Annotated in this window: 26 protein-coding genes; 13 read left to right on the forward strand and 13 right to left on the reverse strand. The window is 62.7% G+C overall.

The features are described 5' to 3' along the window. Positions 1–9: 9 nt before the first annotated feature. Together QTJ18_RS23420 and QTJ18_RS23425 are read left to right on the forward strand one after the other, a co-directional pair. Positions 10–606: a class I SAM-dependent methyltransferase gene (locus QTJ18_RS23420; RefSeq protein WP_252753431.1), complete on the forward strand. Its 597-nt coding sequence runs from the start codon at positions 10–12 to the stop codon at positions 604–606. A gap of 132 nt (positions 607–738) precedes the next feature. After that, positions 739–1,692, forward strand: a complete 954-nt coding sequence (locus QTJ18_RS23425) for a DMT family transporter (protein ID WP_252753430.1) — start codon at positions 739–741, stop codon at positions 1,690–1,692. Between the two features lie 9 nt (positions 1,693–1,701). Here the strand turns inward: QTJ18_RS23425 and QTJ18_RS23430 are convergent, their stop codons facing one another. From QTJ18_RS23430 to rph, 5 genes are all read right to left on the reverse strand, one after another. Next, positions 1,702–2,442, reverse strand: coding sequence for a class I SAM-dependent methyltransferase (locus QTJ18_RS23430; protein ID WP_252753429.1), 741 nt, complete (start codon positions 2,440–2,442; stop codon positions 1,702–1,704). Between the two features lie 112 nt (positions 2,443–2,554). Next, a complete protein-coding gene (gene hemW / locus QTJ18_RS23435) occupies positions 2,555–3,676 on the reverse strand; it encodes a radical SAM family heme chaperone HemW (RefSeq protein ID WP_252753682.1) in 1,122 nt (373 codons plus the stop codon). A gap of 60 nt (positions 3,677–3,736) precedes the next feature. Continuing rightward, complete coding sequence (gene rdgB, locus QTJ18_RS23440; RefSeq protein WP_252753428.1) at positions 3,737–4,381, reverse strand: RdgB/HAM1 family non-canonical purine NTP pyrophosphatase; 645 nt, start codon at positions 4,379–4,381, stop codon at positions 3,737–3,739. 12 nt (positions 4,382–4,393) lie between these two features. Further along, entirely contained in the window at positions 4,394–4,798 is a 405-nt protein-coding gene (locus tag QTJ18_RS23445; protein ID WP_252753427.1) for a VOC family protein, read from the reverse strand. Positions 4,799–4,810: 12 nt separating this feature from the next. Beyond that, the gene (gene rph / locus QTJ18_RS23450) at positions 4,811–5,527 is read right to left on the reverse strand and encodes a ribonuclease PH (RefSeq protein ID WP_252753426.1); all 717 of its coding nucleotides are present in this window, start codon (positions 5,525–5,527) and stop codon (positions 4,811–4,813) included. 168 nt (positions 5,528–5,695) lie between these two features. On the opposite strand from rph, the gene hrcA reads away from it, so the two are divergent. Beyond that, positions 5,696–6,793: a heat-inducible transcriptional repressor HrcA gene (gene hrcA, locus QTJ18_RS23455; RefSeq protein WP_252753425.1), complete on the forward strand. Its 1,098-nt coding sequence runs from the start codon at positions 5,696–5,698 to the stop codon at positions 6,791–6,793. Between the two features lie 192 nt (positions 6,794–6,985). Further along, positions 6,986–7,630, forward strand: coding sequence for a nucleotide exchange factor GrpE (grpE, locus tag QTJ18_RS23460; RefSeq protein WP_252753424.1), 645 nt, complete (start codon positions 6,986–6,988; stop codon positions 7,628–7,630). A 124-nt stretch (positions 7,631–7,754) separates the two neighbouring features. Here the strand turns inward: grpE and ptsN are convergent, their stop codons facing one another. The 6 genes from ptsN to lptC form a co-directional block, all read right to left on the reverse strand. Continuing rightward, the gene (gene ptsN, locus QTJ18_RS23465) at positions 7,755–8,219 is read right to left on the reverse strand and encodes a PTS IIA-like nitrogen regulatory protein PtsN (protein WP_252753423.1); all 465 of its coding nucleotides are present in this window, start codon (positions 8,217–8,219) and stop codon (positions 7,755–7,757) included. A 71-nt stretch (positions 8,220–8,290) separates the two neighbouring features. Next, a complete protein-coding gene (gene hpf / locus QTJ18_RS23470) occupies positions 8,291–8,863 on the reverse strand; it encodes a ribosome hibernation-promoting factor, HPF/YfiA family (RefSeq protein WP_252753422.1) in 573 nt (190 codons plus the stop codon). A gap of 272 nt (positions 8,864–9,135) precedes the next feature. Continuing rightward, a complete protein-coding gene (gene rpoN / locus QTJ18_RS23475; protein ID WP_252753421.1) occupies positions 9,136–10,692 on the reverse strand; it encodes an RNA polymerase factor sigma-54 in 1,557 nt (518 codons plus the stop codon). Between the two features lie 277 nt (positions 10,693–10,969). Beyond that, positions 10,970–11,764, reverse strand: coding sequence for an LPS export ABC transporter ATP-binding protein (gene lptB, locus QTJ18_RS23480; protein WP_252753420.1), 795 nt, complete (start codon positions 11,762–11,764; stop codon positions 10,970–10,972). 15 nt (positions 11,765–11,779) lie between these two features. Next, positions 11,780–12,352 (reverse strand): LptA/OstA family protein, encoded by a 573-nt coding sequence (locus QTJ18_RS23485; RefSeq protein ID WP_489667220.1) that lies wholly within the window; start codon positions 12,350–12,352, stop codon positions 11,780–11,782. Next, positions 12,349–13,032, reverse strand: coding sequence for an LPS export ABC transporter periplasmic protein LptC (gene lptC, locus QTJ18_RS23490; RefSeq protein ID WP_252753419.1), 684 nt, complete (start codon positions 13,030–13,032; stop codon positions 12,349–12,351). Before lptC ends, QTJ18_RS23485 begins: the two co-directional genes overlap by 4 nt. Positions 13,033–13,219: 187 nt before the next feature. Between lptC and sppA the strand changes: the two genes are divergently transcribed. From sppA to QTJ18_RS23505, 3 genes are all read left to right on the forward strand, one after another. Then, complete coding sequence (gene sppA / locus QTJ18_RS23495; RefSeq protein WP_252753418.1) at positions 13,220–14,176, forward strand: signal peptide peptidase SppA; 957 nt, start codon at positions 13,220–13,222, stop codon at positions 14,174–14,176. Between the two features lie 27 nt (positions 14,177–14,203). After that, positions 14,204–14,515, forward strand: coding sequence for an integration host factor subunit beta (locus QTJ18_RS23500; protein WP_252753417.1), 312 nt, complete (start codon positions 14,204–14,206; stop codon positions 14,513–14,515). A gap of 137 nt (positions 14,516–14,652) precedes the next feature. Continuing rightward, a complete protein-coding gene (locus QTJ18_RS23505; protein WP_252753416.1) occupies positions 14,653–14,997 on the forward strand; it encodes a DUF1049 domain-containing protein in 345 nt (114 codons plus the stop codon). A gap of 11 nt (positions 14,998–15,008) precedes the next feature. Here the strand turns inward: QTJ18_RS23505 and QTJ18_RS23510 are convergent, their stop codons facing one another. Beyond that, positions 15,009–15,503, reverse strand: a complete 495-nt coding sequence (locus QTJ18_RS23510; protein WP_252753415.1) for an SRPBCC family protein — start codon at positions 15,501–15,503, stop codon at positions 15,009–15,011. 127 nt (positions 15,504–15,630) lie between these two features. Between QTJ18_RS23510 and QTJ18_RS23515 the strand changes: the two genes are divergently transcribed. From QTJ18_RS23515 to olsB, 5 genes are all read left to right on the forward strand, one after another. Further along, entirely contained in the window at positions 15,631–16,857 is a 1,227-nt protein-coding gene (locus QTJ18_RS23515) for a class I SAM-dependent methyltransferase (RefSeq protein WP_252753414.1), read from the forward strand. Beyond that, positions 16,854–17,711, forward strand: a complete 858-nt coding sequence (locus tag QTJ18_RS23520) for a TrmH family RNA methyltransferase (RefSeq protein WP_252753413.1) — start codon at positions 16,854–16,856, stop codon at positions 17,709–17,711. Before QTJ18_RS23515 ends, QTJ18_RS23520 begins: the two co-directional genes overlap by 4 nt. Beyond that, positions 17,708–18,223, forward strand: a complete 516-nt coding sequence (lspA, locus tag QTJ18_RS23525) for a signal peptidase II (RefSeq protein ID WP_252753412.1) — start codon at positions 17,708–17,710, stop codon at positions 18,221–18,223. Before QTJ18_RS23520 ends, lspA begins: the two co-directional genes overlap by 4 nt. Before the next feature lie 57 nt (positions 18,224–18,280). Further along, entirely contained in the window at positions 18,281–20,569 is a 2,289-nt protein-coding gene (locus tag QTJ18_RS23530; protein ID WP_252753411.1) for a hybrid sensor histidine kinase/response regulator, read from the forward strand. Positions 20,570–20,676: 107 nt separating this feature from the next. Continuing rightward, a complete protein-coding gene (gene olsB, locus QTJ18_RS23535; protein WP_489667219.1) occupies positions 20,677–21,549 on the forward strand; it encodes a l-ornithine N(alpha)-acyltransferase in 873 nt (290 codons plus the stop codon). Between the two features lie 226 nt (positions 21,550–21,775). Here the strand turns inward: olsB and QTJ18_RS23540 are convergent, their stop codons facing one another. Further along, positions 21,776–24,073, reverse strand: a complete 2,298-nt coding sequence (locus QTJ18_RS23540; protein WP_252753410.1) for an NADP-dependent malic enzyme — start codon at positions 24,071–24,073, stop codon at positions 21,776–21,778. Between the two features lie 208 nt (positions 24,074–24,281). On the opposite strand from QTJ18_RS23540, the gene mutS reads away from it, so the two are divergent. Further along, a complete protein-coding gene (mutS, locus tag QTJ18_RS23545; protein WP_252753679.1) occupies positions 24,282–26,924 on the forward strand; it encodes a DNA mismatch repair protein MutS in 2,643 nt (880 codons plus the stop codon). The last annotated feature ends 51 nt before the right edge of the window (positions 26,925–26,975 follow it).

Genomic DNA, 26,975 nt, shown 5'->3' on the forward strand with positions numbered 1-26,975 from the left:
AGCGCGGCAATGACGCAACCCGTTGCCGCGACGGCCTCCTTCTACGCCGGAAAGGCGGCACAATACGCCGCCGATACCGGCGCTTTTCCAGTTCCAGCGCCACTTCAGCTGTTTGTCGCCTGCCTGCCGGCAGGCGCGCGCATCTTAGAACTCGGCTGCGGCAGCGGGCGCGATAGCGCCTGGATGCTGGCACAGGGCTTCGACGTGCATCCGACGGACGGTATAGCGGAAATGGCGGCTGAGGCTGCAAAGAGGCTGCCTGTGCCGGTCGAGGTTCTGCCGTTCGACCGGATCGAAGCGGTTGCCGCCTATCAGGGCGTCTGGGCGAATGCCTGTCTCCTGCATGTGCCACGCATCGATCTGCCGGACATAGTGCACCGTATCCGCCGGGCCCTGACGCCGGATGGCGTCTTCTTTGCCAGCTTCAAGGCGGGCACGGGGGAAGGCTATGATCGGCTCGGCCGCTATTTCAACTATCCCGATGCGACCTTTCTGCGAAACGCCTATGGCACCGGCTGGGCCAGTCTCGCCATCGATACGGCCGACGGCTCCGGCTATGATGGGGCCGAAACCCGCTGGCTGCATGTCTTGGCCAGGCGCAGCTGATCCACAAAGCGGATCCGGACGGTGCCGCTATACAAAGTGCGGGCCGCGCAAGGTTCAGAAGATTGCCGGAAATCGGGTGGCCTGACGCGACACGTGCTGTAGACCTCGTCCGATCAGAGCGGAGATGGCGACATGCAAAGAGCAATGACGGTGGTGGAATGGCTGATGCTGCTGGCGCTCTCCCTGTTGTGGGGCGGCTCCTTCCTGTTCAACGGCATCCTGGTGCAGACCTGGCCGCCGCTGACCATCGTCACGGCCCGCGTCCTGCTGGCCGCGCTCGCGCTGTGGGCCTTCATCCGCCTGTCCGGTCTCGCCATTCCGCGCGGCGGCAAGGTCTGGCTTGCCTTTTTCGGCATGGGCCTCCTCAACAATGTCATTCCCTTCACCCTGATCGTCTGGGGGCAGACTCAGATTGCCAGCGGACTTGCTGCCATCCTGAACGCCACGACGCCGCTCTTCGGCGTCCTTCTCGCGCATGTGCTGACAAAGGATGAGACGCTGACGGTCAATCGACTGGCCGGCGTCGTGATCGGCATAACGGGGGTCGTCTGGATGATTGGCCTTACGGTCTTGGCGCCTTCGCCGTCTGGCCCCGCATTCGTCGATCTCGGCGGCGGGTCACTGTGGGGCGAACTGGCGACACTGGCGGCGGCGCTCTCCTATGCCTTTGCCGGCATATTCGGGCGGCGTTTCCGCAGCATGGGTCTTGCCCCGATCATGCCGGCGGCTGGACAGGTCACGGCGTCCGCGCTGCTGCTTGTTCCCGTGACACTGCTGGTCGATCGTCCCTGGACGCTTGCGCCCGGCGGCCTGGAGACGTGGAGCGCCCTGCTCGGCCTGGCGCTTTTCTCCACGGCCCTCGCCTATATCCTGTTCTTCCGGATCCTGGCGACCGCCGGAGCCACCAATCTGATGCTTGTGACGATCCTCATCCCCCCGAGCGCCATCCTGCTCGGCGCCCTGGTGCTCGGCGAGCAATTGGCGTTGCGCCACCTTGTGGGGCTTCTCCTGATCGGAATCGGCCTTGCGGCCATTGATGGCCGGCTGTGGCGGCGGATCATCATGCGAAGCCGCCCTGTGCAGTGACAGGAGCGATCAGGCTTCGGCGGAGAAGATCATTTCACGGCTTGTGTGCCGGTCGAAGGCTGCGCCGTCCCACCATCCGCAGACCGATTGGAGACGAAAGCCCGCCGCCATCAGGAGGTCTATGATCGTTTCCCTGTCCGCAAAGCGCAGCGTGCTCGCGCTGACGCGCTGCTCGCCGGTCCGCAGAAGCGTGTATACGGCATCGAAAGTGACATGATCGCCCTCGGCCTCCCGCCACTGGTAGTAGACCTCGACAGGCCCGATGCCGGTGAGCTCTTTCCTCTCGGCCGTCCGCTCGCGGGTCCAGTTTTGCCATTCCTGGATGGCCGGGTTGCGGCTTTCGAAGACCAGCCGACCGCCCGGCACCAGATGCCTGCGAATATTGCCGAGCGCGGCAAGCGTTGCCGCATTATCCGGAAAGACCTGAAAGACATGCGCCGTCATGATGGCCAGATCGAAGCGCTCGACCAGCTCGAAATCTTCGGCAAATGCCCGGACCCATCGCACCCGCCCGGCCAAGGGTTTGCGCGCCGCCACCGACAGCATGCCCTCTGCGGGATCGACGCCGGTGACCTGATGCCCCATCTCGGCCAGCGAAAGCGTCAGAAGGCCTGTGCCGCAGCCCACATCCAGAATTCGGCTGGGCGCCTTGGGCAGCGAGAGATAGAAGGCGCCATCCTCGCCGTGCTGGTTGAAGCTGTCGTAGAAGATCGCCATGTCCTCGCGGGCGAACTGGTCATCGACAATCATTCCGCTATTCCTTCCCTGCAAAACCTGGCGCGGCGGCGATCCTGCAGCCCGGCAATGACAGCCTTATGTCAGAAAGCCGGCATGCACAGCAGGCCTTGCCAGCCGGAGCCTCTCAGCAGGCGAGATCCGCCACCACGGCGTCCAGGATCAGCATGCCTTTCGGCGTGCAGCGAAGGCGGGAATTGCCGATGCGCTCGATGAAGCCGTGTTCCAGTAAAGTCTGCTCGCGCGCCGGATCGGGGTCGCGTTTCGACAGCTGCTGCCAGCGCGCCAGATCGACGCCTTCCCGCAGGCGAAGGCCCATCAACAGAAGTTCGTCGGCCTGCTCCTCCCGGTCGAGCACGTCCTGATCCACCATGCCATGGCCATTTCTCTCCACCAGATCGAGCCAGGCCTCCGGCTTGCGCTCGGTTGCCGTGGCGATCTTCATGCTGCGCTGGCTCAATCGGCCATGCGCACCGGGACCGATGCCGGCATAATCGCCGTAACGCCAATAAGTCAGGTTGTGGCGGCTTTCCGCCCCGGGTTTGGCATGGTTGGAGACTTCATAGGCTGGCATGCCGAAGCCGCGGGTGATTTCCTGGGTCGCCTCGTAAAGGGCCGCCGACTGGTCGCCATCGGGAACGATGAGTTTGCCAGCCTTGTGCAGGCCGTAGAAGGGCGTGCCTTCCTCGATGGTCAGCTGGTACAGCGACAGGTGATCCACGGCATAGGAAACAGCCTCATTGAGTTCCTTCTCCCAGGCCTCCACCGTCTGGTCCGGGCGGGCATAGATCAGGTCGAAGCTCATGCGCGGGAAGATCTCGCGGGCGAGCCGAATGGCCTTCAGCGCGTCCTCGACATCATGCAGGCGGCCGAGAAATTTAAGATCCCGATCATTGAGCGCCTGGACGCCGAGGGAGACGCGATTGACGCCGGCACTGCGATAGCCACGAAAGCGATCTGCCTCGACGCTGGAGGGATTGGCCTCCATGGTCACTTCGATGCCGGCCGGCACATGCCAGCGCGTAGCAATGCCATCGAGGATGCGCTCGACCGTCGCCGGCTCCATCAGCGAGGGCGTGCCGCCGCCGAGAAAGATGCTGGTCACGGTTTTCGGGCCCGACAGCGCCCGCATCGCATCCATTTCCGTCAGAAAGGCTGCGGCAAAGCGTGACTGGTCCACCGGCTGATGGCGGACATGACTGTTGAAATCGCAATAGGGACATTTGGCCGCGCAAAAGGGCCAATGCATATAAAGACCGAAGCCCGGTTCGCCGGTGTCGGGCAGGAGAGGGGCATCGGTGAGCAAGGATCAGGCTTCCAGGCAGGTTTCGACAAAAATCTTGAAGGCACGGGCGCGATGCGACAGGGCTTCGGGTTCCCCGGGCTTCCAGCCATGCTTTTCCTCGGCGCTCATTTCGCCGAAAGTCGTCTCATAGCCGGCCGGCTGAAAGATCGGGTCATAGCCAAAGCCCTGATCGCCGCGCGGTGCTTCAGCAATAACACCTTCCACCTCGCCACGAAACATTTCCGTATGGCCGTCCGGCCAGGCAAGGCAAAGCACGCTGACAAAACGGGCGCTTCGCTCGGCCGGCGTCATGGCGCCGCGATCGGAAAGTGCCTTTTCGACCTTTTCCATCGCCATGGCGAAATCGCGCGTGCCATCGGCCGTCTCCGCCCAATTGGCCGTGTAGACGCCGGGATCGCCGCCCAGCGCATCGACGACCAGTCCGCTATCGTCCGACAGCGCCGGCAGGCCGGAGGCTTTCGCAGACGCCAAAGCCTTGATCGCCGCATTTTCCTCGAAGGTCGTGCCGGTCTCTTCCGGCTCTTCGAAGTTCAGTTCGGCGGCGGATTTGGCCGAAAAGCCGAAGGGGCCGATGAGATCGGCGATCTCGCGGATCTTTCCGGCATTGTGGCTGGCCACGACGATGGTGCGGGTCTCAAGCTTGCGCATGGGGTGTTCCGTTCATGAAGTCCAGAGAGTGCGTGGCGCGATTTCCAGGCTATTGCCCGCCGGGTCGCGAAAATAGAGCGATCGCAGTCCGCTTGGCCAGGTGACGCTCGCTTCGATCGCGACGCCAGCCGCCTGCAGACGCTGCGCCATGGCGTCGAGATCATCCGCGGTGACGGTGAAACAGGCATGCCCGGAACCCTTTGTCCCATGCGGGGGCACTGGAAAGGGATCGCCATCCGCCGGCTGCATGGTCTCGTCGGGATTGAAGATCAGGAGAATACCCGCGCCGCAGCGATAGAAGATATGTCTGTTGCCGCCCCGGCGAATGGTCTGAAGTCCAAGCACGCCGCCATAGAAGGCTTCGGCCTTGTCCAGGTCGTCCACATAAAGGGCGGTTTCCAGGATCCCGTCGATCATGACACGCCCTTGTCAGCCAATGGCCTGCTTCTGCATCTCGACCAGCTGCGCCGTGCCGGCCGCGGCGAGATCAAGCAGGGTGAGAAGCTCGTCGCGCGAAAAGGGCTTGCCTTCCGCCGTGCCCTGCACTTCGACAATGCCGCCCGAGCCGGTCATGACGAAATTCGCATCCGTTTCGGCGGCCGAATCTTCCAGATAATCGAGGTCGATGACCGGCTGCTTGGCGAAGATACCGCAGGAAATGGCGGCGACATGATCCTTCAGGACGCGCTCGACCTTGATCATCTGCCGCGACTCCATCCATTTCAGGCAGTCGTGGAGCGCCAGCCAGGCCCCGGTAATGGCCGCGGTGCGGGTGCCGCCATCCGCCTGGATCACATCGCAATCCACCGTGATCTGACGCTCGCCGAGCGCTTCCAGATCAACCACGGCGCGCAGGGAGCGGCCGATCAGGCGCTGGATCTCCTGCGTGCGACCACCCTGCTTGCCGGCAGCGGCTTCGCGCTTCATCCTCTCGCCCGTGGCGCGCGGCAGCATGCCGTATTCCGCCGTCACCCAGCCCTTGCCGGAATTGCGCAGCCACGGGGGCGTCTTGTCCTCGAGGCTTGCCGTCACCAGAACATGCGTGTCGCCGAACTTCACCAGGCATGAGCCTTCCGCATGCTTGGAGACATTGCGCTCAAAACTGACTTTGCGCATCTGGTCGGTTTTTCTGCCTGAGGGTCGCATCTGGTTCTCCTGACGGTTCGGTGACCCGCGTCTTAAGGCTCAAGGGCGGCTTTTGCAAAGGAAAAGCCGGTTCAAGGCGCGCCTGCGGGGCGATGGGCGACGAAATCTCTTTTGCCAATGGCGCAGCACGCATTATATTCCATCAATAGCAATCAATGATTGGGTACGATGCGCCAGGGTGACATTCAAACATCGGCAGGCAAGGATAGTGGTTCCGTGCTCGATGACCGCTCGCGCGAAATCTTCCGGCGGATCGTGGAGTCCTATCTGGACACCGGCGAGCCGCTCGGTTCGCGCAATCTGTCGCGCCTTCTGCCCATGTCGCTCTCGCCCGCCTCGGTGCGCAATGTGATGAGCGACCTGGAGGAACTCGGCCTCATCTACGCGCCGCATATCAGCGCCGGCCGCCTGCCGACCCAGACCGGGCTTCGCTTCTTTGTCGATGCCTTCATGCAGGTGGGCGATCTGTCGCCGGAGGAGCGGACGCATATCGAGCGGCAGATCAGGGCGGTGGACCGTGATCAGCCGATGGAAAGCCTGATGACGGAAGCCAGCCGCATGCTCTCGGGCGTCTCCCGGGGTGCCGGCATCGTCATCACCGCCAAGAGCGATCCGGTTCTCAAGCATGTGGAATTCATCCGGCTGGAGCCGACAAAGGCGCTGGCCATTTTGGTCGGCGAACACAACCAGGTTGAAAATCGCATCATCGAATTGCCGGCCGGCGTCACCTCGTCACAACTCACGGAAGCGGCCAATTTTCTCAATGCCCATCTGACCGGGCAGACGCTTCCCGAATTGCGCGGCCAATTGAAGACGCTCAAGGACGAGGTGCAGACCGAGCTGGATTCGCTCTCCCAGGACCTGGTGGAGCGGGGCCTGGCGGTCTGGGCCGGCGACAACGAGGATGGCAAGCCGGCCAGGCTCATCGTTCGAGGCCGCGCCAACCTGCTTCAGGGGCTGGTGGGCACGGATGATATCGACCGGCTGCGCCTCCTCTTCGACGATCTGGAGAAGAAGGACAGCCTGATCGAAATCCTCGAACTGGCCGAGACGGGACCCGGTGTGCGGATCTTCATCGGTTCGGAGAACAAGCTGTTTTCCCTGTCAGGCTCCTCGCTGATCGTCGCGCCCTATCGCGACGACGAGGATCGCATCATTGGCGCGGTCGGTGTCATTGGCCCGACCCGGCTCAACTATTCCCGCATCGTGCCTATGGTGGATTATACGGCACAGCTCTTGAGTCGTCTGACACGCAATCCTCTCTAAGCCGGTTCCGGAAAAGTGCCCACGGTTTTCCGGCCAGAACCGGCGTTGGAACCTTAAACTATGCGGACGCAGCATTGGCAGGCCAATGCAAGTCTGCTTTAGAGCCCTTTGCTTATCCTGAAGCCAAGCCTTGATTTTTTGCCGGCAAACCTCGATATCGGGCTCAAATCCAACCCCTTACCGGAGAACGTCATGACCGACGAGACGAAGAAGAACGGACCTGACGCGTCTGAGAACGAGAACGTCGCGGAAGCTGTCGCATCCAGGCTGGAAGAGGCGGCATCGACGGCTGCCGAGCAGCCGCCGGCGGCGCAGGAGTCGCTGGAGGCGCTGCGGGCGGAAAACGAGCAATTGCGCGACCGCTTCCTGCGGCTGGCGGCCGAGATGGACAATCTGCGCCGCCGCACCGATCGCGACGTCAAGGATGCCAAGTCCTATGCCGTGACCGCCTTTGCACGGGACATGCTGGCCGTTTCCGACAATCTGCGCCGCGCTCTCGACAGCATTCCCGCCGATGCCAGGGAGAGCGGCAATGCCGGCCTCACCGCGCTGATCGAAGGCGTGGACATGACGGAGCGCGCCATGCTGTCGGCGCTCGAGCGGCACGGCGTGCGCAAGATGGAAGCCGACGGACAGAAATTCGATCCGCATTTCCATCAAGCCATGTTCGAAGTCCCCAATCCCAATGTGCCGAACAATACCGTCGTGCAGGTCGTCCAGGCCGGCTACGTGATCGGCGAGCGCGTCCTCAGGCCTGCCATGGTGGGCGTGGCCAAGGGTGGTCCGAAATCCGAAGCCAATGCCGCAGAAGCCGGCGCCGATACCGACAAGGCCTGAGAGAGGGCCGCCGACGGGGAAGGGCCGCCGCTTGGGCGGCCGGACCCTCGGAGACGAGAGCATGAAAAAAGGGCCCGCTTGCGACAAGCGGGCCCTTTTTTCATCGTTCGCGTCGCGCCGCCGCTCAGGCGGCGTTCGAGGCCTGTTCTTCATTGAGAAAGGCATAGATGGCCGATGCGGAATCCGTCGCCCGGAGCTTGGCCACCAGTTCCTGGTCCCGCAGCACCCGTGCAATCCGCGACAGCGCCTTCAAATGATCCGCGCCAGCGCCTTCCGGCGCCAGAAGAAGAAAGACGAGATCAACCGGTTCGTCATCAAGCGCTTCGAAATCGACCGGCGTTTCGAGGCGTGCGAACAGGCCCCTAATCTGGTCGATGCTCGAAAGCTTGCCGTGCGGTATGGCAATGCCATGGCCGACGCCGGTGGAACCGAGCCGCTCTCTCTGGAGGATCACGTCGAAGATTTCGCGCTCTGGAACGCCGGTCAGCTTGGCAGCCTTGGCTGCGAGTTCCTGCAACAACTGCTTCTTGGAGTTCACCTTGAGGGCGGGGATTATTGCATCTTGCTGCAGCAGGTCTGCCAACGCCATTCTTTCCATCCTTCTTCCCCCTTAAGCATGGTGGGGGGTATGGGAGCGTCGCGGACGCTCCCGTCAGGCTTTTATCCCTTGATACTGGCGGCGTCGATCCAGCCAATATTGCCGTCGTTCCGGCGGTAGACAATGTTCAACTGACGCTCCGGATTCCGGAAGAAGAGCACCGGCTCATCCGTCATGTCGAGTGCCATCACCGCGGAAGCCACGGTCATGGTCTTCAGCGGTTTCGAGCTCTCCGCCACGATCGTGGGGGCGAAGTCTTCCGGTATTTCCTCGGCCTCGTCCGGCACGCGGTCCATGACCGTGTAGGCAATCTCCCCATAGCCGTTGGAGGTTGCGCCAGCATGGTGGTCCCGTAGTTTGCGCTTGTAGCGGCGCAAGCGCTTCTCGATCCGCTCGGCAGCGGCATCGAAGCTCACCTGCGGATCGTTCGCCTCTCCTGCGGCATGCAACACGATGCCGGTGTCGAGATGAACCTTGCAATCGGTGGCAAAACGGGACCCTGATTTCTCAACGATCACCTGTCCTGAATAGCCGCCGTCGAAGTATTTGGTAACCGCCTCCCCGATATGGCCCTCAATACGCGTTCTGAACGAATCGCCGATTTCCATATGTTTTCCGGATACACGCACACTCATGGAATTCTTTCCTTCTTGTCGTGACTTGCGTTGACCAGTCTACGTCAAGCGGCTCACGCATCCAAGCGTCTCGGTGAGCGCGGGGGCCGTATTCGGTCGGAAATGCTCTTGATCGCGCGTGACCGTCGGTGAGCGTCTGTCTCTTTCTGTCGATGCGGCGCGCTTCTAGCGGTGCCTCTGGCGAAAGTCAACGCCCCCGCCGGAAAGCCGGCGGAGAAAGCCCGCAATTTGGGCCGGAAACCCTTCATTTCGCGGGGAACATGCGTGCTGCATCAGCCGGCGGCAAGCTTTGCCAAGGCCTTCTTTTCGCGGCGGCGCTGCACCGAAGAGGGGATGTTCATCGCTTCTCGATATTTGGCCACTGTGCGCCGGGCGAGCTCGACTCCGCCCTCTTTCAGACTGTGCACAATATCGTCATCGGACAGAACCGCATCCGGACTTTCCCTGTCGATCAGCATGCGAATCCGATGTCGCACGGCTTCGGCGGAGTGGCTGTCGCCGCCCTCGGCCGAACTGATCGAGACGGTGAAGAAATATTTTAGTTCGAACAGGCCGCGCGGCGTCAGCATATATTTGTTGGAGGTCACGCGGCTGACGGTCGATTCATGCATCTTGATTGCATCCGCGACCGTCTTCAGGTTGAGCGGCCGCAGGTGATCGACGCCATTGACGAGGAAGGCATCCTGCTGGCGGACGATTTCGGCGGCAACCTTCATGATCGTCTTGGCGCGCTGATCCAGGCTGCGGGTCAGCCAATTGGCGTTTTGCAGGCATTCGGACAGGAAGTTCTGATCTTCGCCCTGCCGCAGGACGGTCTTCGACACCGTCTGATAATAGCTTTGATTGACGAGGACACGCGGCAAAGTATCGGGATTGAGTTCGATGACCCAGCCTCCGTCGCCGCCCTCCCGAACAACGACATCCGGCGTGACCGCCTCCATGGTGCCGGTCTGGAAGGCGCTTCCCGGCCGCGGATTGAGCGCCCTGATCTCTGAAAGCATTTCGATCAGGTCTTCGTCATCGACGCCGCAGAGCTTGCGCAGGCTGGCAAAATCGCGCTTGGCCAAAAGCTCCAGATTGTCCAGCAAAGCGAGCATGGCCGGGTCGAGCCGGTCTTTCTGCCGCAATTGCAGTGCGAGGCATTCCTTGAGGGTTCGGGCATAGACGCCGGGCGGATCCAGGCCCTGCAGGGCTGAGAGCACCCGCTCGACCTCGCCGGGCTGCGTACCGAGCCGCTCGGCCACCTCGCCCGTCTCGCCTTGCAGATAGCCGTTTTCGTCCAGAAGATCCGTCAGGTGATGGGCAATCAGCCGGTCCGCGGCCGCGGATAGGAGGAAGGGGATCTGCTGGGCCAGATGATCGGCCAGGGTGACCGTGCCGGCAACGAAATCGTCGAGGTCAAAAGCCTCCGCCGCTTCGCCGCCCGGCATGGATTTCCACTGGCTGAGAAGTTCCGGCGCATCGGGACGCTGTGCCGGCGCATCATCGGGAAACACGTTTTCGAAATCCGAGTCCAGCCGGTCTGCCAGGTCGCCCGCGCTGGTGGTGTCGCGGTCGAACCAGTCCTCGCCCGCATCGGGGGAGGCGAGGCTCTCCTCCGCTGGGGATGCCTCTCTCGTTTCTCTCGCCTCGCGCGGCTCCGGCGGCTCGCCGCCGTTTTCATCGCCGGATGATAGAAATTCGAGCAGCGGGTTCTTCTCCACCTCCTGCGCGATGAATTGATTGAGTTCGATATGCGTCATCTGGAGCAGCTGGATGGATTGCATCAGCTGCGGTGTCATCACAAGGGACTGGGCCTGACGCAACAGCAGGCTGGCGGATAGGGCCATGATGAACGCAAACTCCCTCCGAACCCGAACCCGAACCAAGCGACCGACTGCGCATGCTTCCCGGCCGCTGCGTCGAGAAAAAGCGTCCGCTGACGGGCATTTCTCTGTGGCCGCATCGAGAAGAACGCCAGGGGACACGAGCAATCGGTCATCACAGCGATGCGCAGGCTCGATGCCTTGTTGAACAGGCTCGAGCTGTTGGCCCAAAAATTGCTTGTTTAGCAGGTTTGGTCAAGATGCGACGTCGTCGCAGGGTAAATTTCAGTGGGATGAGGTCTCACAGATGGAATTTATCACCGAGATAGAGCCGGCGCACATCCGCATTATTGACGATGTCATCGGCTCGTCCATGCGTCAGGACCTCGCCGGCATGGATGATATAGGCCCGATCGATCAGGCCGAGCGTTTCGCGGACATTATGGTCGGTGATCAGGACGCCGATGCCGCGCGCCGTGAGATGCCGGACAAGGTTCTGGATGTCGGAGACGGAAATCGGGTCGACGCCGGCAAAGGGCTCGTCCAGCAGCATGAAGGCCGGATCGGTGGCAAGGGCGCGGGCAATCTCGAGGCGGCGGCGCTCGCCGCCGGACAAAGCAACGGCCGGTGATTTGCGCAGGCGTCCGATGTTGAATTCTTCCAACAGTTCGTCGAGCTTGCGCTCGCGCTTGGCGCGGTTGCGCTCATGCACTTCCAGCACGGCGCGGATATTCTCCTCCACCGTCAGGCCGCGAAAGATGGACGCCTCCTGCGGCAGATAGCCGACCCCGATCCGGGCGCGCCGATACATCGGCATGCGCGTCACATCATTGCCGTTGATGGCGATGACGCCCTCATCCACGCCGACAAGGCCGGTAATCATGTAGAAGCAGGTGGTCTTGCCGGCGCCGTTCGGCCCCAGCAGGCCCACGGCTTCGCCGCGCCGGACGATCAGGGACACACCATTGACCACGCGACGCGTGTCATAGGTCTTGGAGAGGCTGTGGGCAATCAGCGTGCCTTCGTATCGCGCCTTGTCATGCGGATCGAAGCCTTCGGTTACGCCGTCTTTGGGCCGCCGGGAAAAGAAAGCCATAGAGAATGGGTTCGCTTACTGCTTCGGCTTGGACTTGGGGTCAAGCATGATTTCGATGCGCTTGCCGCAATTGTCGAGCTTGGCTTCGCCGCTATCGACACGGACGACCATCTTGCAGCCGGTCAGCACATTCGGTCCATCGGTGAGGACGACCTGCTTGCCGGTCAGCGTGAAGACCTGGCTGCCCATGTCGTATTCGCCCTCGTCGCCGGTTGCGGTCTGCGTGCCGGAGGAGAGAAGAACCTTGCCGGACACCAGGATCTTGTCGATGTCCTGCTGGCCGGACGTGACGCTGCCGCCGCTCGAACCGGCCGGGTCACCCTTGTAGAGAACCGTCATCTTCATCGAGCGCATCGTGGTCGTACCCTGAACAACCTCGACATTGCCGGTGAAGTAAGCCTTCTTTTCATTGTCCTTGATTTCGAGCTGGTCGCTCTGGATCTGGATCGGCTTGTCGTTGGACAGCTTCATTCCGTCCATCGTCTTGGTCGTCGTCTGGGCAATGGCTGAAGGCGCAAGGCCCGCCACCACTGCGGCCACCAGAAGACGGGGCAGGAGGCTCTTGGCAGATGTGCGGCTATGGGTCATGGCGTTGCGCTCTGGTTACCTTGCTGGGGAGGTGCGGAACGTTCCAGAACGACCCGGACCTGGCCCGCGAAGAGAAGTGTTTTACCGTTATCCGATATCTTCATCGAGTTCGCAACTATCGAGGCTTCATTCGTCGTGATCTCGACCGGATCATCGGTCTTCATCATGCTCTGCGGCACGTCGAGCTGCGCCGTTTCGAATTTGGCCGTGATGCCGTTGCTGAGATTGACGGTGAAGGGCTGCGTCATTTCCAGCCTGTCCGCCGAACGGTCGAATATCCCGCCCGCGGCCGAAACGCGCGCAATGACATCCTCGTTCAAGGGCATGGCCGCCTTGACGTTTTCCAGCGTGATCATATTGGGGTTTTCAAGATCCTGAAGCGCCCGGGTCGCCGTCATCGAATAGCTCATGCCCTTGTCGTTGCGGCCTGCCATTGCCGGGCTTTCCATGACGATCTTGCCATCTTCGATCGTGGCGCTCTGCACGCTCAGATTTTCCGGCAGATAGGCACGCACGAAAGAGACGCCGATAAAGGCTGCCGAGATCACAAGCGCGGCGATGGGCAGGGCGATACGCAGACGGCGCACGCGGCGCGAATGGGCCAGTGCCGCCTGATAAGCGTCAGCCCGACCGCCCACGGCCTGTGCGGCCTGCGATATGTCACCTATTCTTTGTAGCATTGAAACCTTAAGCCATTGGGAATGTCGCTGGCACGGGCGCACCCGCATCTCGACTCTTCCTTCAAGTGCCAATATGGCTTTTATCCATCAAGAAACAATAACGAACGACACAAATTCGTGTAGTTCCGTCCCTTCGCCGTTCTCGATATGGTCGAACGGCAACAGGTCAAGATAAGGAAAAGGCCCCATGGATCCATCTGCTTTTGCAGATCGGCGGCACCTGCGCCGCAAGTTGACCTTCTGGCGCGTGGCAGCCGCCCTGCTGTTGGTCGCAATCGGCTTTTCCCTGTACACAGTCACTTTCGGCGGATCGTCCTCCGTCGTGCGTCCGCATATCGCCCGCGTCGACATTTCTGGAATGATCACCGATGACGACGAGCTTCTCGAGCGGCTGGACACCATTGCCAGGAATGTCCAGGTCAAGGCGCTGGTCGTCTCCATCTCCTCGCCGGGCGGCACAACCTATGGCGGCGAGCGCATCTTCAAAGCCATTCGTGCCGTCGCGGCCGAAAAGCCGGTGGTCTCCGATGTGCGCACACTGGCGGCGTCCGCCGGTTACATGATCGCGTCGGCAGGCGATACCATCATCGCCGGCGAAAGTTCCATCACCGGCTCCATCGGCGTGATCTTCCAGTATCCGCAATTCGGCGAGCTCCTGCAAAAGCTCGGCGTCTCGGTCAACGAGATCAAGTCGGCACCGCTGAAGGCGGAGCCATCGCCCTTCCATGAGGCCAGCCCCGAAGCGGAAGCCATGATCCGTTCGATGATCATGGACAGCTATGACTGGTTCGTCGATCTCGTTGCCGAGCGGCGCAATCTGCCGCGGGAAGACGTGCTTCAGCTCGCCAATGGCGCCATCTTCACCGGACGCCAGGCGTTGAAGCTGAAGCTGGTCGACAGTCTCGGCGGCACGCCGGAAATCCGCACCTATCTGGCATCGCGCGGCGTTGCCAAGGAATTGCCGATCCTGGAATGGAAGGCGAAGGATGAGGGCGGATTTTTCAGCCTCGCCTCCGCCGCATCGGGCCTTGCCAGAGCAATGGGTCTCGACACACGCACCATGCCGGAAGCGCTGGCCGACCTGACGGGGCAAAACTTGTTCCTTGACGGTCTGGTCTCGGTTTGGCAGGTTGGCGCGGATTGAAAACTCCAATTCTTTCAGGGGGAAGTCGTGATCAAGTCAGAATTGGTGCAGATCGTCGCGGCCCGAAATCCGCACCTTTACCACCGTGATGTCGAGAACATCGTCAACGCGGTCCTGGACGAGATCACGGATGCTCTGGCGTCGGGGAACCGGGTCGAGCTGCGTGGCTTCGGCGCATTCTCGGTCAAGAACCGTCCGGCGCGCTCGGGACGCAATCCGCGAACCGGCGAAACGGTGTTCGTCGAGGAGAAATGGGTGCCCTTCTTCAAGACGGGCAAGGAACTGCGCGAGCGGCTCAATCCCGATCTTGCCGATGAGGAAGACGAAGATCAGGACTGAGACTGAAGCAATTCGGTCCGGCAACCGGATCTTGCGGCGGCCATACGTCTTGAAAGACGCCGGCTGCCACCTATTCTCACCCTGACTGAACCCCGGCCGCGACCGGCGGGGGACCATGAACCTGCGGAGAGACTGCCATGAGCCGGGTCAAGAAAATCGTGAGCCTCCTGGTCTTCCTTCCCTTGGCCATTGTGCTGGTGGTTCTGTGCGTCGCCAACCGGCAGCCGGTGACGCTGGCGCTCAATCCGTTTCGTCCGGACGATACGGTGCTGGCGCTGAGCGGCCCCTTCTTCGTCTTCCTGTTCCTGGCGCTGATCGTCGGCATGTTCGTCGGATCGGTCGCCACCTGGCTGAACCAGGGACATTACCGCAAGCAGGCGCGCATCGAGGCCAAGGCCGCCATCGAGCGGGAGCGCCAGCTTGGCACCCGCCCGTCCACGACCAGTCCCGGAAGCATGCTTGTGCCGACAGCCAAGGGCTGAGGCGCCGCGGGTTACGCCGCGCCTTCCTCGTCCGTGCCGCTCGCATCGGCCGGTTCGCCGCCTTCTGGCTGGCTGAGCGCCTCGTTGAAATTGGCGAAGAATTGCTGCGCCAGTTTCTGCGAGGTGGAGCCGATCAGGCGCGAGCCCAGTTGCGCCAGCTTGCCGCCTACCTGCGCATCGGCGCTGTAGGACAAGAGGGTCTGCTCGCCCTCCTCGGTCAGCACGACATCGGCAAAGCCCTTGGCGAAGCCGGCAATTCCGCCTTTGCCTTCACCGGAAATGCGATAGCTCTGCGGTGGATTGATGTCGCTCAGGGTCACTTCGCCCTGGAAACTCGCGGAGACCGGGCCGATTTTCAACTTGACGGTGGCCGCCAGTTCCGTCGGCGAGCGCTGCTCCAGCGACTGGCAGCCGGGAATGCACTGCTGCAGAATAACCGGATCGTTCAGCGCTTCCCAGACCACCCGGCGCGGCGCCGCAATCCGCTCTTCACCCTTAATCTCCATGTTCATCCTCCAGAGCCGGCCTCCCTGCCGGCATTGCCCTTCCTGTATCGCAGAAGGGAAAGGTCTTTGCCAAGGGCCTCACCAATGCTATCTGCAGCGGAAAGACCGGCAGTCAGCGGAAGACGTTTTGAAGAAGAGACCCGAGCGGCAAGAGCCGCGCAGCGCAAAAGGCAAGAGCAATCCCGGTTCGCGGCGCGACGGCCCGTCCGGGCCCTCGCGGCAGCGGGAAAAGCCGCAGGCCGGAGCGTTCGCAGGCGCAACAGCCAAATCCGGACCAGCGAGGTCTGGATCAGCGAAACCCGCCACAGCCAAGGCCGCCACAGCCAGGCCCGCCACAAACAGGCCATCATCCCCACAGGCGCCAAGGCCGGTGCCGGCCAAGGCGGTTCCGGCCGGGCCGACGATTGCGGAACAGCGCCCGCTGATCACGCGCGAAGGCTTTCTGCCGGCCGAGCGCGTGCCGGTCATCCTGGAATCCTCCAGCGCCGGCGAGTTCCACCTGATCGACAGCGGTGCCGGCTTGAAGCTCGAGCAATACGGTCCCTATCGCATCGTCCGGCCGGAGGCGCAGGCCCTGTGGCAGCCCTCGCTGCCCGCCCATATCTGGGACAAGGCCGATGCGGTCTTCACCGGCGATACGGATGAGGACGGCATGGGCCGCTGGCGCTTTCCGCGGGAGGCGCTGGGCGAGACCTGGCCAATGTCCCTGCTCGGCGTGGATTTCCTCGGACGCTTCACCTCCTTCCGCCATGTCGGCGTGTTTCCGGAGCAGATCGTCCATTGGGCCTGGGTCAAGGAGAAGGCGGAACAGGCGGGACGGCCTTTGAAGGTGCTGAACCTGTTCGGCTATACGGGTGTCGCCTCGCTGGTGGCTGCCGCAGCCGGCGCCGAGGTGACGCATGTCGACGCCTCGAAAAAAGCGATCGCCTGGGCCCGCGAGAACCAGTCGCTGGCTGGACTGGACCGCGCGCCCATCCGGTGGATCTGCGAGGATGCGATGAAATTCATCCTGCGCGAGGAACGGCGCGGCAGCCGCTATGACATCATCCTGGCCGATCCACCGAAATTCGGACGCGGGCCAAATGGTGAAGTCTTCCATCTCTTCGAACAATTGCCGCATATGCTGGATATCTGCCGGGAAATCCTGGCGCCGAAAGCCACCGGCCTGGTGCTCACGGCCTATTCCATTCGCGCAAGCTTCTTTTCCATCCATGAACTCATGCGCGAAACCATGCGCGGTGCCGGCGGGGTGGTGGAATCGGGCGAACTGGTCATCCGCGAAGCCGGAGCCGACGGACAGGACAAAGGCCGCGCCCTTTCCACATCCCTTTTCAGCCGCTGGGTGAGCCAATGACCGATTTCGACCGCAGAGCAACGAACCGGAGAGTGGGCCAGGTCAAGGAAATCACCAGCCTCACCAATCCGATCATCAAGGATATCAAGACGCTGACCAATAAGAAGGACCGCGAGGAAAGCGGCACCTTCATGGCGGAGGGTCTGAAGCTGGTGATCGATGCCATCGAACTCGGCTGGGATATCCGCACGCTCGTCTATGCCAAGAATGCCAAGGGCAAGCCGCTGGTCGAGCAGGTTGCGGCAAAGACGGTCGCGCGGGGCGGGCTCGTTCTGGAGGTCAGCGAGAAAGTGCTCTCCTCCATCACCCGCCGCGATAATCCGCAAATGGTCGTCGGCATATTCGAGCAGCGCTTGCAGCGCCTCGATGGTCTCGTGCTGCAGCCGGGCGAGACGATCGTCGCCCTCGACCGGGTGCGCGATCCCGGCAATCTCGGCACGATCATCCGCACTGCCGATGCCGCCGGCGCTTCCGGTGTCGTGCTGGTCGGCGAATGCACCGATCCCTTTTCCATCGAGACGATCCGCGCCACCATGGGCTCCGTCTTCGCCATGCCGCTCTACCGGGCCTCGCCGGCTGAATTCCTGGCCTGGAGCAAAACCAGCCGCGGCCAGGTGGTCGCGACGCATCTGGCGGGTGCCGTCGATTACCGGACCATTGATTATCGTGCCAAGCCGACCATTCTGCTGATGGGCAACGAACAGTCCGGCCTGCCGGATGACCTGGCGCGCGCGGCCGATCGCCTGGCGCGCATTCCGCAGCAGGGCAGGGCGGATTCCCTCAATCTTGCCGTCGCCAGTGCCGTCATGCTTTTCGAAGCGCGTCGCCATCTGCTGACGCTGGAGGCGAAATGACCGATACCCGCACGCACACTGCGACATCCGCCCGCCCCACCCTGTTCTCGCGGCCGGTACCGATCATGATTTTCGTGATCCTGGCGGTGCTGGCAGACCAGCTGATCAAGGTCGCGGTGGAAGCCTATCTTCCGCTGCGCGAGGCGGTGCCGGTGGCTCCCTTCCTCGCCCTCTACCGCACCTATAATCTGGGTGTCGCCTTTTCCATGCTTGACCACCTGGATGGCTGGTTCATCGTCGGCATGCGGCTGGTCATCGTCGTCTTCGTGCTGTGGCTCTGGCGGCGAACGCCCAAGGATCGCCCCTTCGCGCATGCCGGTTTCGCCCTCATCATCGCCGGTGCGTTGGGCAATATCCTGGACCGTCTGTTTTACGGCCATGTGGTCGATTACGTGCTCTTCTACACGCAGACCTGGTCCTTTGCGGTCTTCAACCTCGCCGACAGCTTCATCACCATAGGGGCGGGATGCGTCATCCTGGACGAGATCCTCTCCATCCGCCGCCGCCCGTGATGCCGGCGCTGCGACCATCGTAACACATCTTAAGGATTCCGGTGGTAGAACACGCGCATGCGTGATCTTGCCGATCTTCATGACCACCTTCGCAAGTCATTCGGCCAGAAGAGTTGGACCGATGGCGAGACATCTGCGCCATCCGATGCGCCGCCCGCGCTATCCGCCCTAGACGCGCCATCCGTCCCAAACGCGCCATCCCCCCGGGGCAATGCGGCATCAGCCCAGACTGTTCTAAGTTCCCTTCTCGCCAGGATTGGCGCCTTCAGCCGCTTTGCGCCGCTGGGCCAGGAGACCGAGCCCCTGGCGGGCGAGCGGACCGTTAGAGAGCGAGACGTTAAAGAGCGAGACGTTGAAGAAAGATCCGGTGGAGCGCATGACGATGACGGGGCGCTTGTCTCCGTCAACCCGCAACATGTTCTGGACAGTCTTGACCTGATTGCGCTTCCGGCCATTCTGCGGCAAAGCGATGGTCGGATCCGGGGCGCCAATGCGGCCTTCCGCAGCCTGATCGGCACCAGGAGGGTCGAGGGTCAGACCCCTGAGACGCTCAGCTCCGACACGCTTAGCCCCGAGACGCTGAGCCCCGAGACGCTCAGCCTGGAGATGCTTGGCCTCTCGCCGCCGCCTGCACCTGCGCAGCAGAGCTGCGATGTGGAATATGTCTCGCCGGAGGGCTATCGCATTCTGCTCTGGCAGGATGTCATGGTGCGGGACGCCCAGAGCGGCGATCGGCTCATCCTCAGCCAGATCCGCGATGTGACTGCCGAGCGCGGAACCGCCCGGACGCGGGAGGAGGCGCGCATCCAGGCCGAAGAGGCGAGCGCGGCAAAGAGCCGCCAGCTTGCAACTGTGGTGCATGAACTTCGAACGCCGTTGAACGGCATTCTCGGCATGAGCCAGCTGTTGAACCAGACCGCGCTGACGCTCGAGCAGAAGAATTACATCGGAGGCATTCGCCAGGCGGGCTCGGCCCTGGCCCAGCTGGTGGACGATCTTCTCGATTATGCCACCATCGAAGCGGGCCGCTTCCGGTTGAACAGCCGTGCGGAAAACCTCCGGCAGCTCCTGGAAAGCGTCGTCGAGATGCTGGCGCCGCGCGCGCATGAAAAAGGAATCGAGATCGGCGCGACCGTTGCACATGATGTTCCCGGCCTGATGGATTTCGATTCCGGCCGGCTGCGGCAGGTGCTGTTCAACGTCATCGGCAATGCCGTCAAGTTCACGACGAGCGGCGGGGTGCTGATCCGGGTGAGCCTCGACAGCCCGGATATCGTCATCACCGTTGCCGATACGGGCCCCGGTCTTTCGAAAGACGAGCAGGCCCGCCTGTTCCAGGATTTCGAACAGACCGGCAGCGCGATGGAACGAAGCGGCGGAACCGGTCTTGGCCTGTCGATCTCGGCGCGCATCCTGACCGAGTTGGGCGGCGCATTGTCGCTGGTCAGCGAAAAGGGCAGGGGTACCACTTTCTCCATCCGCTTCCCCGCAAGCCCCGTGGAGGGCGGCAAGGAGGGAAGCGACAGGATGCTGTGGTTGCGATCCTCGCGCGTCCTTCTGGTGGCGCCGGCAGGACCGGTTGCGACGACAACGCTTTCGACGATCGAGACGCTGGGTGGGCGGGGGCGTCATGCCAGGAGCATTGCCGAGGCCAATCACCTCATCGAACAGTCCGATCGACAGGGAATGCGCTTTACCGATCTGGTGGTGGACCAGCGCGTGACCGATCCTGCCGAATTCACCGCGGCAGCCGATGCCTTGCGCCGGATCCTGCTCGTCAGCCCCGAGGAGCGCAATGCGCAGGCCGCCGATACCTATGATGCCTGGCTCATCCGGCCGATCCGCGAGCAATCGCTCGTGGATGTGCTGCGCGGTCACCTGGGAGGCTCGTCGCTGCGCGCGCGGGCGCGTCACGTTTTGCCCAGCGCGGCTGAAACGGGGGAGCGGCGCGATCTGGGGCTGAGCGTGCTTCTGGCGGAAGACGATCCGGTGAGCGCCATGATGGTCGGGGCAATCCTGCGCAAGGCGGGATGTACCGTGCAACCGGTTCACGATCTCGCTGGCCTCAGGGCCGTCCTGTCAGGCGCCCATAGCCTCGACCTCGTGATTTCCGACATTCACTTGCCTGACGGCACCGTAGAAGAAATCCTGCCCCTGCTGGCCGGCCAGACCGGCGCCGGCCCTCTGCCGCTCCTGGTCATGAGCGGCGAGACCAATCCGGAGGTCAAACAGAAAATCCTGGCAAAGGGCGCCCGAAGGGTCCTGCAAAAGCCGGTCGATCCGCAGCACCTCCTGGACGAGATGCGTCTTGTGCTTGCCGGACTGGATCGCCGGCACGCGTCATAGTTCTTGTCATAATCCCGTCTCTGCCTCTATCATCGCATCCGCTTTGTCACTTTCCTGTCGTAGATTGGTGTTCTATGGGATCGACTACTGGAGACGGGCGAATTGCCATGACAATCGACTTTCTGGAACGAGATCCGTCTCTTGAGATGGAGAGAGCGCCGGCAATGCCGACGCCGGCGGAGGATGTCTTCGGTCGGATCGGCAGCCTGGAAACCCGGCTCGCCCGGACGGAGCGGGAAGTGGACGCCGCGCAGGCCCTGCGCTACCGCGTCTTCGTCGAGGAAATGCAGGCCCAGCTGCCTCCCGAGGCCATGCGCCGGCGTCGCGACATGGACCTGTTCGACGATATCTGTGACCACCTCCTTGTCGTCGACACGGCGCTCGAGGGCGATCCGGAAGACCAGATCGTCGGCACCTATCGCCTGCTGCGGCAGGATATCGCCATGGCCCATGGCGGCTTTTATTCGGCTTGTGAATTCGAGATCGGCCCGCTCTTGGAGCGCCATCCCGACAAGCGCTTCATGGAGCTCGGCCGGTCCTGTGTGCTGCCGCATTACCGCACCAAGCGTACTGTCGAACTCCTGTGGCAGGGCAATTGGGCCTATGCGCTGAAGCACAGAATGCATGCCATGTTCGGCTGCGCCTCCTTCCCCGGCATTCATCCGGAGCAACATGCGCTGGCGCTGTCCTTCCTCCACCAGTCGGTCCTCGCCAAGGGGGATTGGGCCGTCCAGGCAAGGCCGGAACTCTACCGTGAAATGGATCTGATGCCCCAGGAAGCGGTCAATCCGAAGCGGGCGCTGATGGCCCTGCCGCCGCTCATCAAGGGCTATCTGCGGCTCGGCGCCATGGTGGGAGACGGCGCCGTGGTCGACAAGGCATTCAACACCACCGATGTTCTCGTGGTGCTGCCGATCGAATCCATTTCCGGTCGATACATCAATTACTACGGGGCCGATGCCGGCCGGTTTGCCAGCTGAGCGTCGCCATCCATTCATTCCATCTTTGCACCGTCTCGGCGGGGATGGTCGGCCGACATGGGATATCAAGAACCGACACGCGCTGACGAGGACGGGTTGGGGCCGTAACAGGCCTGACTCGTCTGCTCAGCGTCTCACGGGTGAGGGAATGGATCCTTGGACGGGCTGACGCAGCGGTCAGCCCATCCGGATCCCTCAAACTCATGCCGAACGCCGCCGTGGCGGTTCACGTTCCGGCATTATAGGCGGCGATTGCTGCCATGTTCAGAATATCGCTATCCTTGGCGCCCATGGAGGTGATCTGCACCGACTTGTCCAGCCCGACCAGAAGCGGGCCGATCAGCGTCGATCCTCCGAGTTCCTGCAGCATCCGCGTCGAGATGGCGGCGGAATGAATGGCCGGCATGACCAGGACATTGGCCGTGCCGGATAGCCGGCAGAACGGATACTGCTCCATCCGCGCGGCGCTGAGGGCAATGTCGGCTCCCATCTCGCCATCATATTCGAAATCCAGGCGGCGTCCGTCGAGGATCTTCACGGCCTCGCGGACCCGTTCCGAGCGCTCGCCGCGCGGCTGGCCGAAGGTCGAGTAGGCGAGCATGGCCACCCGCGGCTCATAGCCCATGCGGCGGGCCATCCGCGCGGCTTCGCAGGCAATATCGGCCAGGTCTTCGGCCGAGGGCATGTCATGGACAGCCGTATCGGTGACGAAGACGGTACGGCCGCGCGAGACGAGGATCGAGACGCCGATGACCTTATGGCCAGGTTTGGCGTCGATGCAGCGGCGCACATCCGACAGGGCCGTCGCATAATTGCGGGTCGTTCCGGTGACCATGGCATCGGCATCGCCCAGCGCCACCATGCAGGCGGCGAAGTGGTTTCGGTCATTGTGGATGAGGCGCTGCACGTCGCGCAGAAGATAGCCTTCGCGCTGCAGCCTGGCGTAGAGATAATCGATATAGGCTTCGACGCGTGTCGAAAGCCGGGCATTGACGATTTCGATGCCCGGCCGTTCCAGCTCGATTCCGGCGCGCTCCGCGGTGGAGCGGATCACGTCGTCGCGGCCAAGCAGGATGGCGGTGCCGAGGCCCTGGGCGATGAAGGAGACGGCCGCCCGCATGACCTGCTCCTCCTCGGCTTCGGCAAAGACGACCCGCTTCGGCCGGCGGCGCACCTGCTCGTAAATGCCCTGCGTCGTGGCGGCGATCGGATCGCGGCGGGCCGACAGTTCCCGTCCATAGGCTTCCAGGTCTTCGATCACCCGCCGTGCGGCGCCGCTCTCGATCGCGGCTCGCGCAACGGCAACCGGAATGGCGGAGATCAGGCGGGGGTCGAAGGGAACGGGAATGATATAATTCGGCCCGAACCGCGGGCGAACGCCCTGATAGGCGGCCGCGACATCATCCGGCACATCTTCGCGCGCCAGATCGGCCAGAGCCTGGGCCGCGGCGATCTTCATGGCATCATTGATCTGCCGCGCCCGCACATCCAGGGCGCCGCGGAAGATATAGGGAAAGCCGAGCACGTTGTTGACCTGGTTCGGGTAATCCGACCGGCCCGTCGCCATGATGGCATCATCGCGAATGCGCGCTACTTCCTCCGGGGTGATCTCCGGGTCGGGATTGGCCATGGCAAAGATGATCGGCCGCTCGGCCATGGAGCGGATCATCTCTTCGGTGAAAGCACCCTTCTGGGACAGGCCGAAGACGACATCGGCGCCGGCCATCGCCTCTTCAAGCGTCCGGTGATCGGTCGTCACCGCATGGGCGCTTTTCCACTGGTTCATCCCTTCCGTGCGGCCCTGGTAGATGACGCCTTTGGTGTCGCAGAGAAGGATGTTGTCGGGATTGAAGCCCATCGCCTTGATGAGTTCGATGCAGGCAATGGCGGCGGCACCGGCGCCGTTGCACACGAGCCTGGTCGTCTTCAGGTCGCGGCCCGTCAGTTCCAGGGCGTTGATCAGGCCCGCCGCGGCGATGATTGCCGTGCCATGCTGGTCATCATGGAAAACCGGAATGTCCATGAGCTCGCGCAGGCGGCTTTCGATGATGAAGCATTCCGGAGCCTTGATATCCTCCAGATTGATGCCGCCGAAGGAAGGCCCCAGATAGCGGACGCAGTTGATGAATTCCTCGACATTTTCCGTATCGACCTCCAGATCGATGGAATCGACATCGGCAAAGCGCTTGAACAGGACCGATTTGCCTTCCATCACCGGCTTGGATGCCAGAGCGCCCAGATTGCCGAGACCCAGAATGGCGGTGCCGTTGGAAATCACCGCAACCATATTGCCGCGCGTCGTGTAGTCATAGGCCGTTGCCGGATCGGCGGCGATGGCCTTGACCGGAACGGCGACGCCGGGAGAATAGGCGAGCGAGAGGTCCCGCTGGGTCGCCATCGGCTTGGTCGGCATGATTTCCAGCTTGCCGGGACGGCCGCTGCTGTGGAAATCAAGCGCTTCCTGTTCCGTCACCGATGCGCGCTTGCGAGGTGCCCCTTCCGCGATACCGCTGTCCTTCACCATGTCTCCTCCAGCATGTTGTGGGCATCCGGCAAAGCTCGGACGCACTCTGTTGTCTTGTCGGGGGAATAATCGATAAGGTCGCGGCCCCAACCGCGCAACAGAAAACGGGCCACACGCTTTTGGAACCACGCTCTTGGAACCTGTGAACGCCGATATCCTCAAGACCGCCGACCTGATCTCGCAGGAAAGCCGCGCATCGGCCACGCCGATGATGGAGCAGTATATCGAGATCAAGGCGAATAATCCGGATTCGCTGCTGTTCTACCGTATGGGCGATTTCTACGAGCTCTTCTTCGAAGATGCGGTGGAAGCCGCGCGCGCGCTGGGCATAACCCTCACCCGCCGCGGCCAGCACATGGGGATCGACATTCCGATGTGCGGCGTGCCCATTCATGCGGCCGATGACTATCTTCAGAAGCTGATCGCCCTCGGTTTCCGCGTGGCCGTCTGCGAACAGGTGGAGGATCCGGCCGAAGCGCGCAAGAGGGGCTCGAAATCCGTGGTCAAGCGCGATGTCGTGCGTCTCGTGACGCCGGGGACGCTGACGGAAGACAAGTTGCTGTCGCCCTCGGAATCCAATTATCTCATGGCGCTGGCGCGCATTCGGGGTGGCGATGAGGCTCAACTCGGTCTTGCCTGGATCGATATCTCGACAGGCGTCTTCCGCGTCGCCGAAACCACGCCCTTGCGCCTCCTGGCGGATATTCTGCGCATCGAGCCGCGCGAACTCATCGTGCCGGATACGGTCTTCCATGATCCCAATTTGCGGGCAAGCTTCGATGTTCTCGGCCGTATCGCCGTGCCGCAGCCGGGCGTGCTCTTCGACAGCGCCACGGCGGAAGGACGCATTACCCGCTATTTCAATGTCGGGACACTCGATGGTTTCGGCACGTTCTCGCGCGCGGAACTGGCAGCGGCGGCAGCGGCCGTCGCCTATGTCGAAAAGACGCAGATCGCCGAGCGCCCGCCGCTGAGCGTACCCGAACGGGAGAGCGGCGGTTCGACACTGTTCATCGATCCGGCGACGCGCGCCAATCTCGAACTGACGCGGACTCTCTCCGGCGACCGGGACGGCTCGCTTCTGAAGGCGATCGACCGCACCGTCACCGGCGGCGGTGCACGGCTTTTGGCCGAGCGCCTGATGTCCCCGCTGACCGATCCCGAGCTGATCAACCGGCGGCTGGATTCGGTCGCCTTCCTGATCGACGAGCCGACGCTGTGCGGCAGCCTTCGCCAGGCGCTGAAACATGTGCCGGACATGCCGCGGGCCCTGTCGCGCGTGGCGCTCGATCGCGGCGGGCCGCGCGATCTCGATTGCATCCGCCAGGGTCTCGCCGCCGCGGGCCACGTCGCTGCCGCCTTGTCTTCAGCCCTTTTGCCGGAAGAATTGCTGGAGGCTCTGCAGGATCTCCAGGCCTTCCCGCCCGCGCTGGGGCCGCTGCTGGCTGAGACCCTGTCCGATGAAATGCCGCTCCTGAAGCGTGACGGCGGCTTTGTCCGCGATGGCGCTTTTGCACAGCTCGACGAGGTGCGCGCCTTGCGCGACCAGTCGCGCCGGGTAATTGCCGGCCTGCAACTGCAATATGCGGAAGAGACGGGGATCAAGTCCCTGAAGATCAAGCACAATAATGTGCTCGGCTATTTCATAGAGGTCAGTGCCGGCAATGCCGGACCCTTGATCGATACGCCGGAGGCCAAGGCGCGTTTCATCCATCGCCAGACCATGGCGAATGCCATGCGCTTCACCACGACCGAACTGGCCGATCTCGAAAGCCGCATTGCCAACGCCGCCGATCAGGCGCTCACCATCGAGCTCGAGGCCTTCGACCGTATGACAACAGCGGTGCTTGGCTCTGCCGATGCGATTAAGGCCGGTGCTCGTGCGCTTGCAATCATCGATGTCGCCGCAGGTCTCGCGCTTCTGGCGGAAGAGTGGAATTACTGCCGGCCGCAGGTGGATGCCTCGCGCCAGTTCCTGATCGAGGGTGGGCGGCATCCGGTGGTCGAGCAGGCGCTGCGCCGCCAGTCTGCCAGCGCCTTCATCGCCAATGATTGCGATCTGTCGCCCGGCAGCGAAGGCGGGTTCGGCGCGCTATGGCTGCTGACCGGGCCGAATATGGGCGGCAAATCCACCTTTCTTCGCCAGAACGCGCTCATCGCCATCCTGGCGCAGATGGGATCCTTCGTGCCTGCGAGCCTGGCGCAGATCGGCGTCGTCGACAGGCTGTTCTCGCGCGTCGGAGCCTCGGACGATCTGGCGCGCGGTCGCTCCACCTTCATGGTCGAGATGGTCGAGACGGCCGCAATCCTCAATCAGGCCACCGATCGCTCGCTGGTGATCCTGGACGAGATCGGCCGCGGCACCGCAACCTTCGACGGGTTGTCGATCGCCTGGGCGGCGGTGGAGCATCTGCACGAGGCCAATCGCTGCAGGGGCCTCTTCGCCACGCATTTCCATGAGCTGACCGCTCTGTCGGAAAAGCTCAACCGGCTGTCCAACGCCACGATGCGGGTGAAGGAATGGGATGGCGATGTCATCTTCCTGCACGAAGTCGGTCCTGGCGCCGCCGATCGCTCCTACGGCATCCAGGTCGCCAAGCTCGCCGGCCTTCCCGAGGCGGTGGTTGCCCGCGCGCGGGATGTGCTGAACAAGCTTGAGGATGCCGACCGGAAAAACCCCGCCAGCCAGCTGATCGATGACCTGCCGCTTTTCCAGGTCGCGGTGCGCAAGGAGCAGCAGGCACGCGGCCCCTCCCGCGCGGAGGAGGCGCTGAAGGCGCTCAACCCGGACGATATGACGCCGCGCGAAGCCCTGGATGCGCTGTATGCGCTGAAGAAGCAATTGGGGTAACGGACCGTCAAGCCAAGGAAAGCGGCATGGCGGGCCGATGCGGATCCGACC

Origin of the sequence: Rhizobium sp. SSA_523, assembly GCF_030435705.1 — a bacterium.
In the GTDB taxonomy this organism is placed as follows: Bacteria; Pseudomonadota; Alphaproteobacteria; order Rhizobiales; family Rhizobiaceae; genus Neorhizobium.

What these genes read in the sequence shown, in the direction of transcription:
- QTJ18_RS23420 (WP_252753431.1), top strand. Translation starts at nt 10, where the DNA reads ATGACGCAACCCGTTGCCGCGACGGCCTCCTTCTACGCCGGAAAGGCG.
- QTJ18_RS23425 (WP_252753430.1), top strand. Translation starts at nt 739, where the DNA reads ATGCAAAGAGCAATGACGGTGGTGGAATGGCTGATGCTGCTGGCGCTC.
- QTJ18_RS23430 (WP_252753429.1), bottom strand. Translation starts at nt 2,442, where the DNA reads ATGATTGTCGATGACCAGTTCGCCCGCGAGGACATGGCGATCTTCTAC.
- hemW (WP_252753682.1), bottom strand. Translation starts at nt 3,676, where the DNA reads ATGCATTGGCCCTTTTGCGCGGCCAAATGTCCCTATTGCGATTTCAAC.
- rdgB (WP_252753428.1), bottom strand. Translation starts at nt 4,381, where the DNA reads ATGCGCAAGCTTGAGACCCGCACCATCGTCGTGGCCAGCCACAATGCC.
- QTJ18_RS23445 (WP_252753427.1), bottom strand. Translation starts at nt 4,798, where the DNA reads ATGATCGACGGGATCCTGGAAACCGCCCTTTATGTGGACGACCTGGAC.
- rph (WP_252753426.1), bottom strand. Translation starts at nt 5,527, where the DNA reads ATGCGACCCTCAGGCAGAAAAACCGACCAGATGCGCAAAGTCAGTTTT.
- hrcA (WP_252753425.1), top strand. Translation starts at nt 5,696, where the DNA reads ATGCGCCAGGGTGACATTCAAACATCGGCAGGCAAGGATAGTGGTTCC.
- grpE (WP_252753424.1), top strand. Translation starts at nt 6,986, where the DNA reads ATGACCGACGAGACGAAGAAGAACGGACCTGACGCGTCTGAGAACGAG.
- ptsN (WP_252753423.1), bottom strand. Translation starts at nt 8,219, where the DNA reads ATGGCGTTGGCAGACCTGCTGCAGCAAGATGCAATAATCCCCGCCCTC.
- hpf (WP_252753422.1), bottom strand. Translation starts at nt 8,863, where the DNA reads ATGAGTGTGCGTGTATCCGGAAAACATATGGAAATCGGCGATTCGTTC.
- rpoN (WP_252753421.1), bottom strand. Translation starts at nt 10,692, where the DNA reads ATGGCCCTATCCGCCAGCCTGCTGTTGCGTCAGGCCCAGTCCCTTGTG.
- lptB (WP_252753420.1), bottom strand. Translation starts at nt 11,764, where the DNA reads ATGGCTTTCTTTTCCCGGCGGCCCAAAGACGGCGTAACCGAAGGCTTC.
- QTJ18_RS23485 (WP_489667220.1), bottom strand. Translation starts at nt 12,352, where the DNA reads ATGACCCATAGCCGCACATCTGCCAAGAGCCTCCTGCCCCGTCTTCTG.
- lptC (WP_252753419.1), bottom strand. Translation starts at nt 13,032, where the DNA reads ATGCTACAAAGAATAGGTGACATATCGCAGGCCGCACAGGCCGTGGGC.
- sppA (WP_252753418.1), top strand. Translation starts at nt 13,220, where the DNA reads ATGGATCCATCTGCTTTTGCAGATCGGCGGCACCTGCGCCGCAAGTTG.
- QTJ18_RS23505 (WP_252753416.1), top strand. Translation starts at nt 14,653, where the DNA reads ATGAGCCGGGTCAAGAAAATCGTGAGCCTCCTGGTCTTCCTTCCCTTG.
- QTJ18_RS23510 (WP_252753415.1), bottom strand. Translation starts at nt 15,503, where the DNA reads ATGGAGATTAAGGGTGAAGAGCGGATTGCGGCGCCGCGCCGGGTGGTC.
- QTJ18_RS23520 (WP_252753413.1), top strand. Translation starts at nt 16,854, where the DNA reads ATGACCGATTTCGACCGCAGAGCAACGAACCGGAGAGTGGGCCAGGTC.
- lspA (WP_252753412.1), top strand. Translation starts at nt 17,708, where the DNA reads ATGACCGATACCCGCACGCACACTGCGACATCCGCCCGCCCCACCCTG.
- QTJ18_RS23530 (WP_252753411.1), top strand. Translation starts at nt 18,281, where the DNA reads ATGCGTGATCTTGCCGATCTTCATGACCACCTTCGCAAGTCATTCGGC.
- olsB (WP_489667219.1), top strand. Translation starts at nt 20,677, where the DNA reads ATGACAATCGACTTTCTGGAACGAGATCCGTCTCTTGAGATGGAGAGA.
- QTJ18_RS23540 (WP_252753410.1), bottom strand. Translation starts at nt 24,073, where the DNA reads ATGGTGAAGGACAGCGGTATCGCGGAAGGGGCACCTCGCAAGCGCGCA.
- mutS (WP_252753679.1), top strand. Translation starts at nt 24,282, where the DNA reads ATGATGGAGCAGTATATCGAGATCAAGGCGAATAATCCGGATTCGCTG.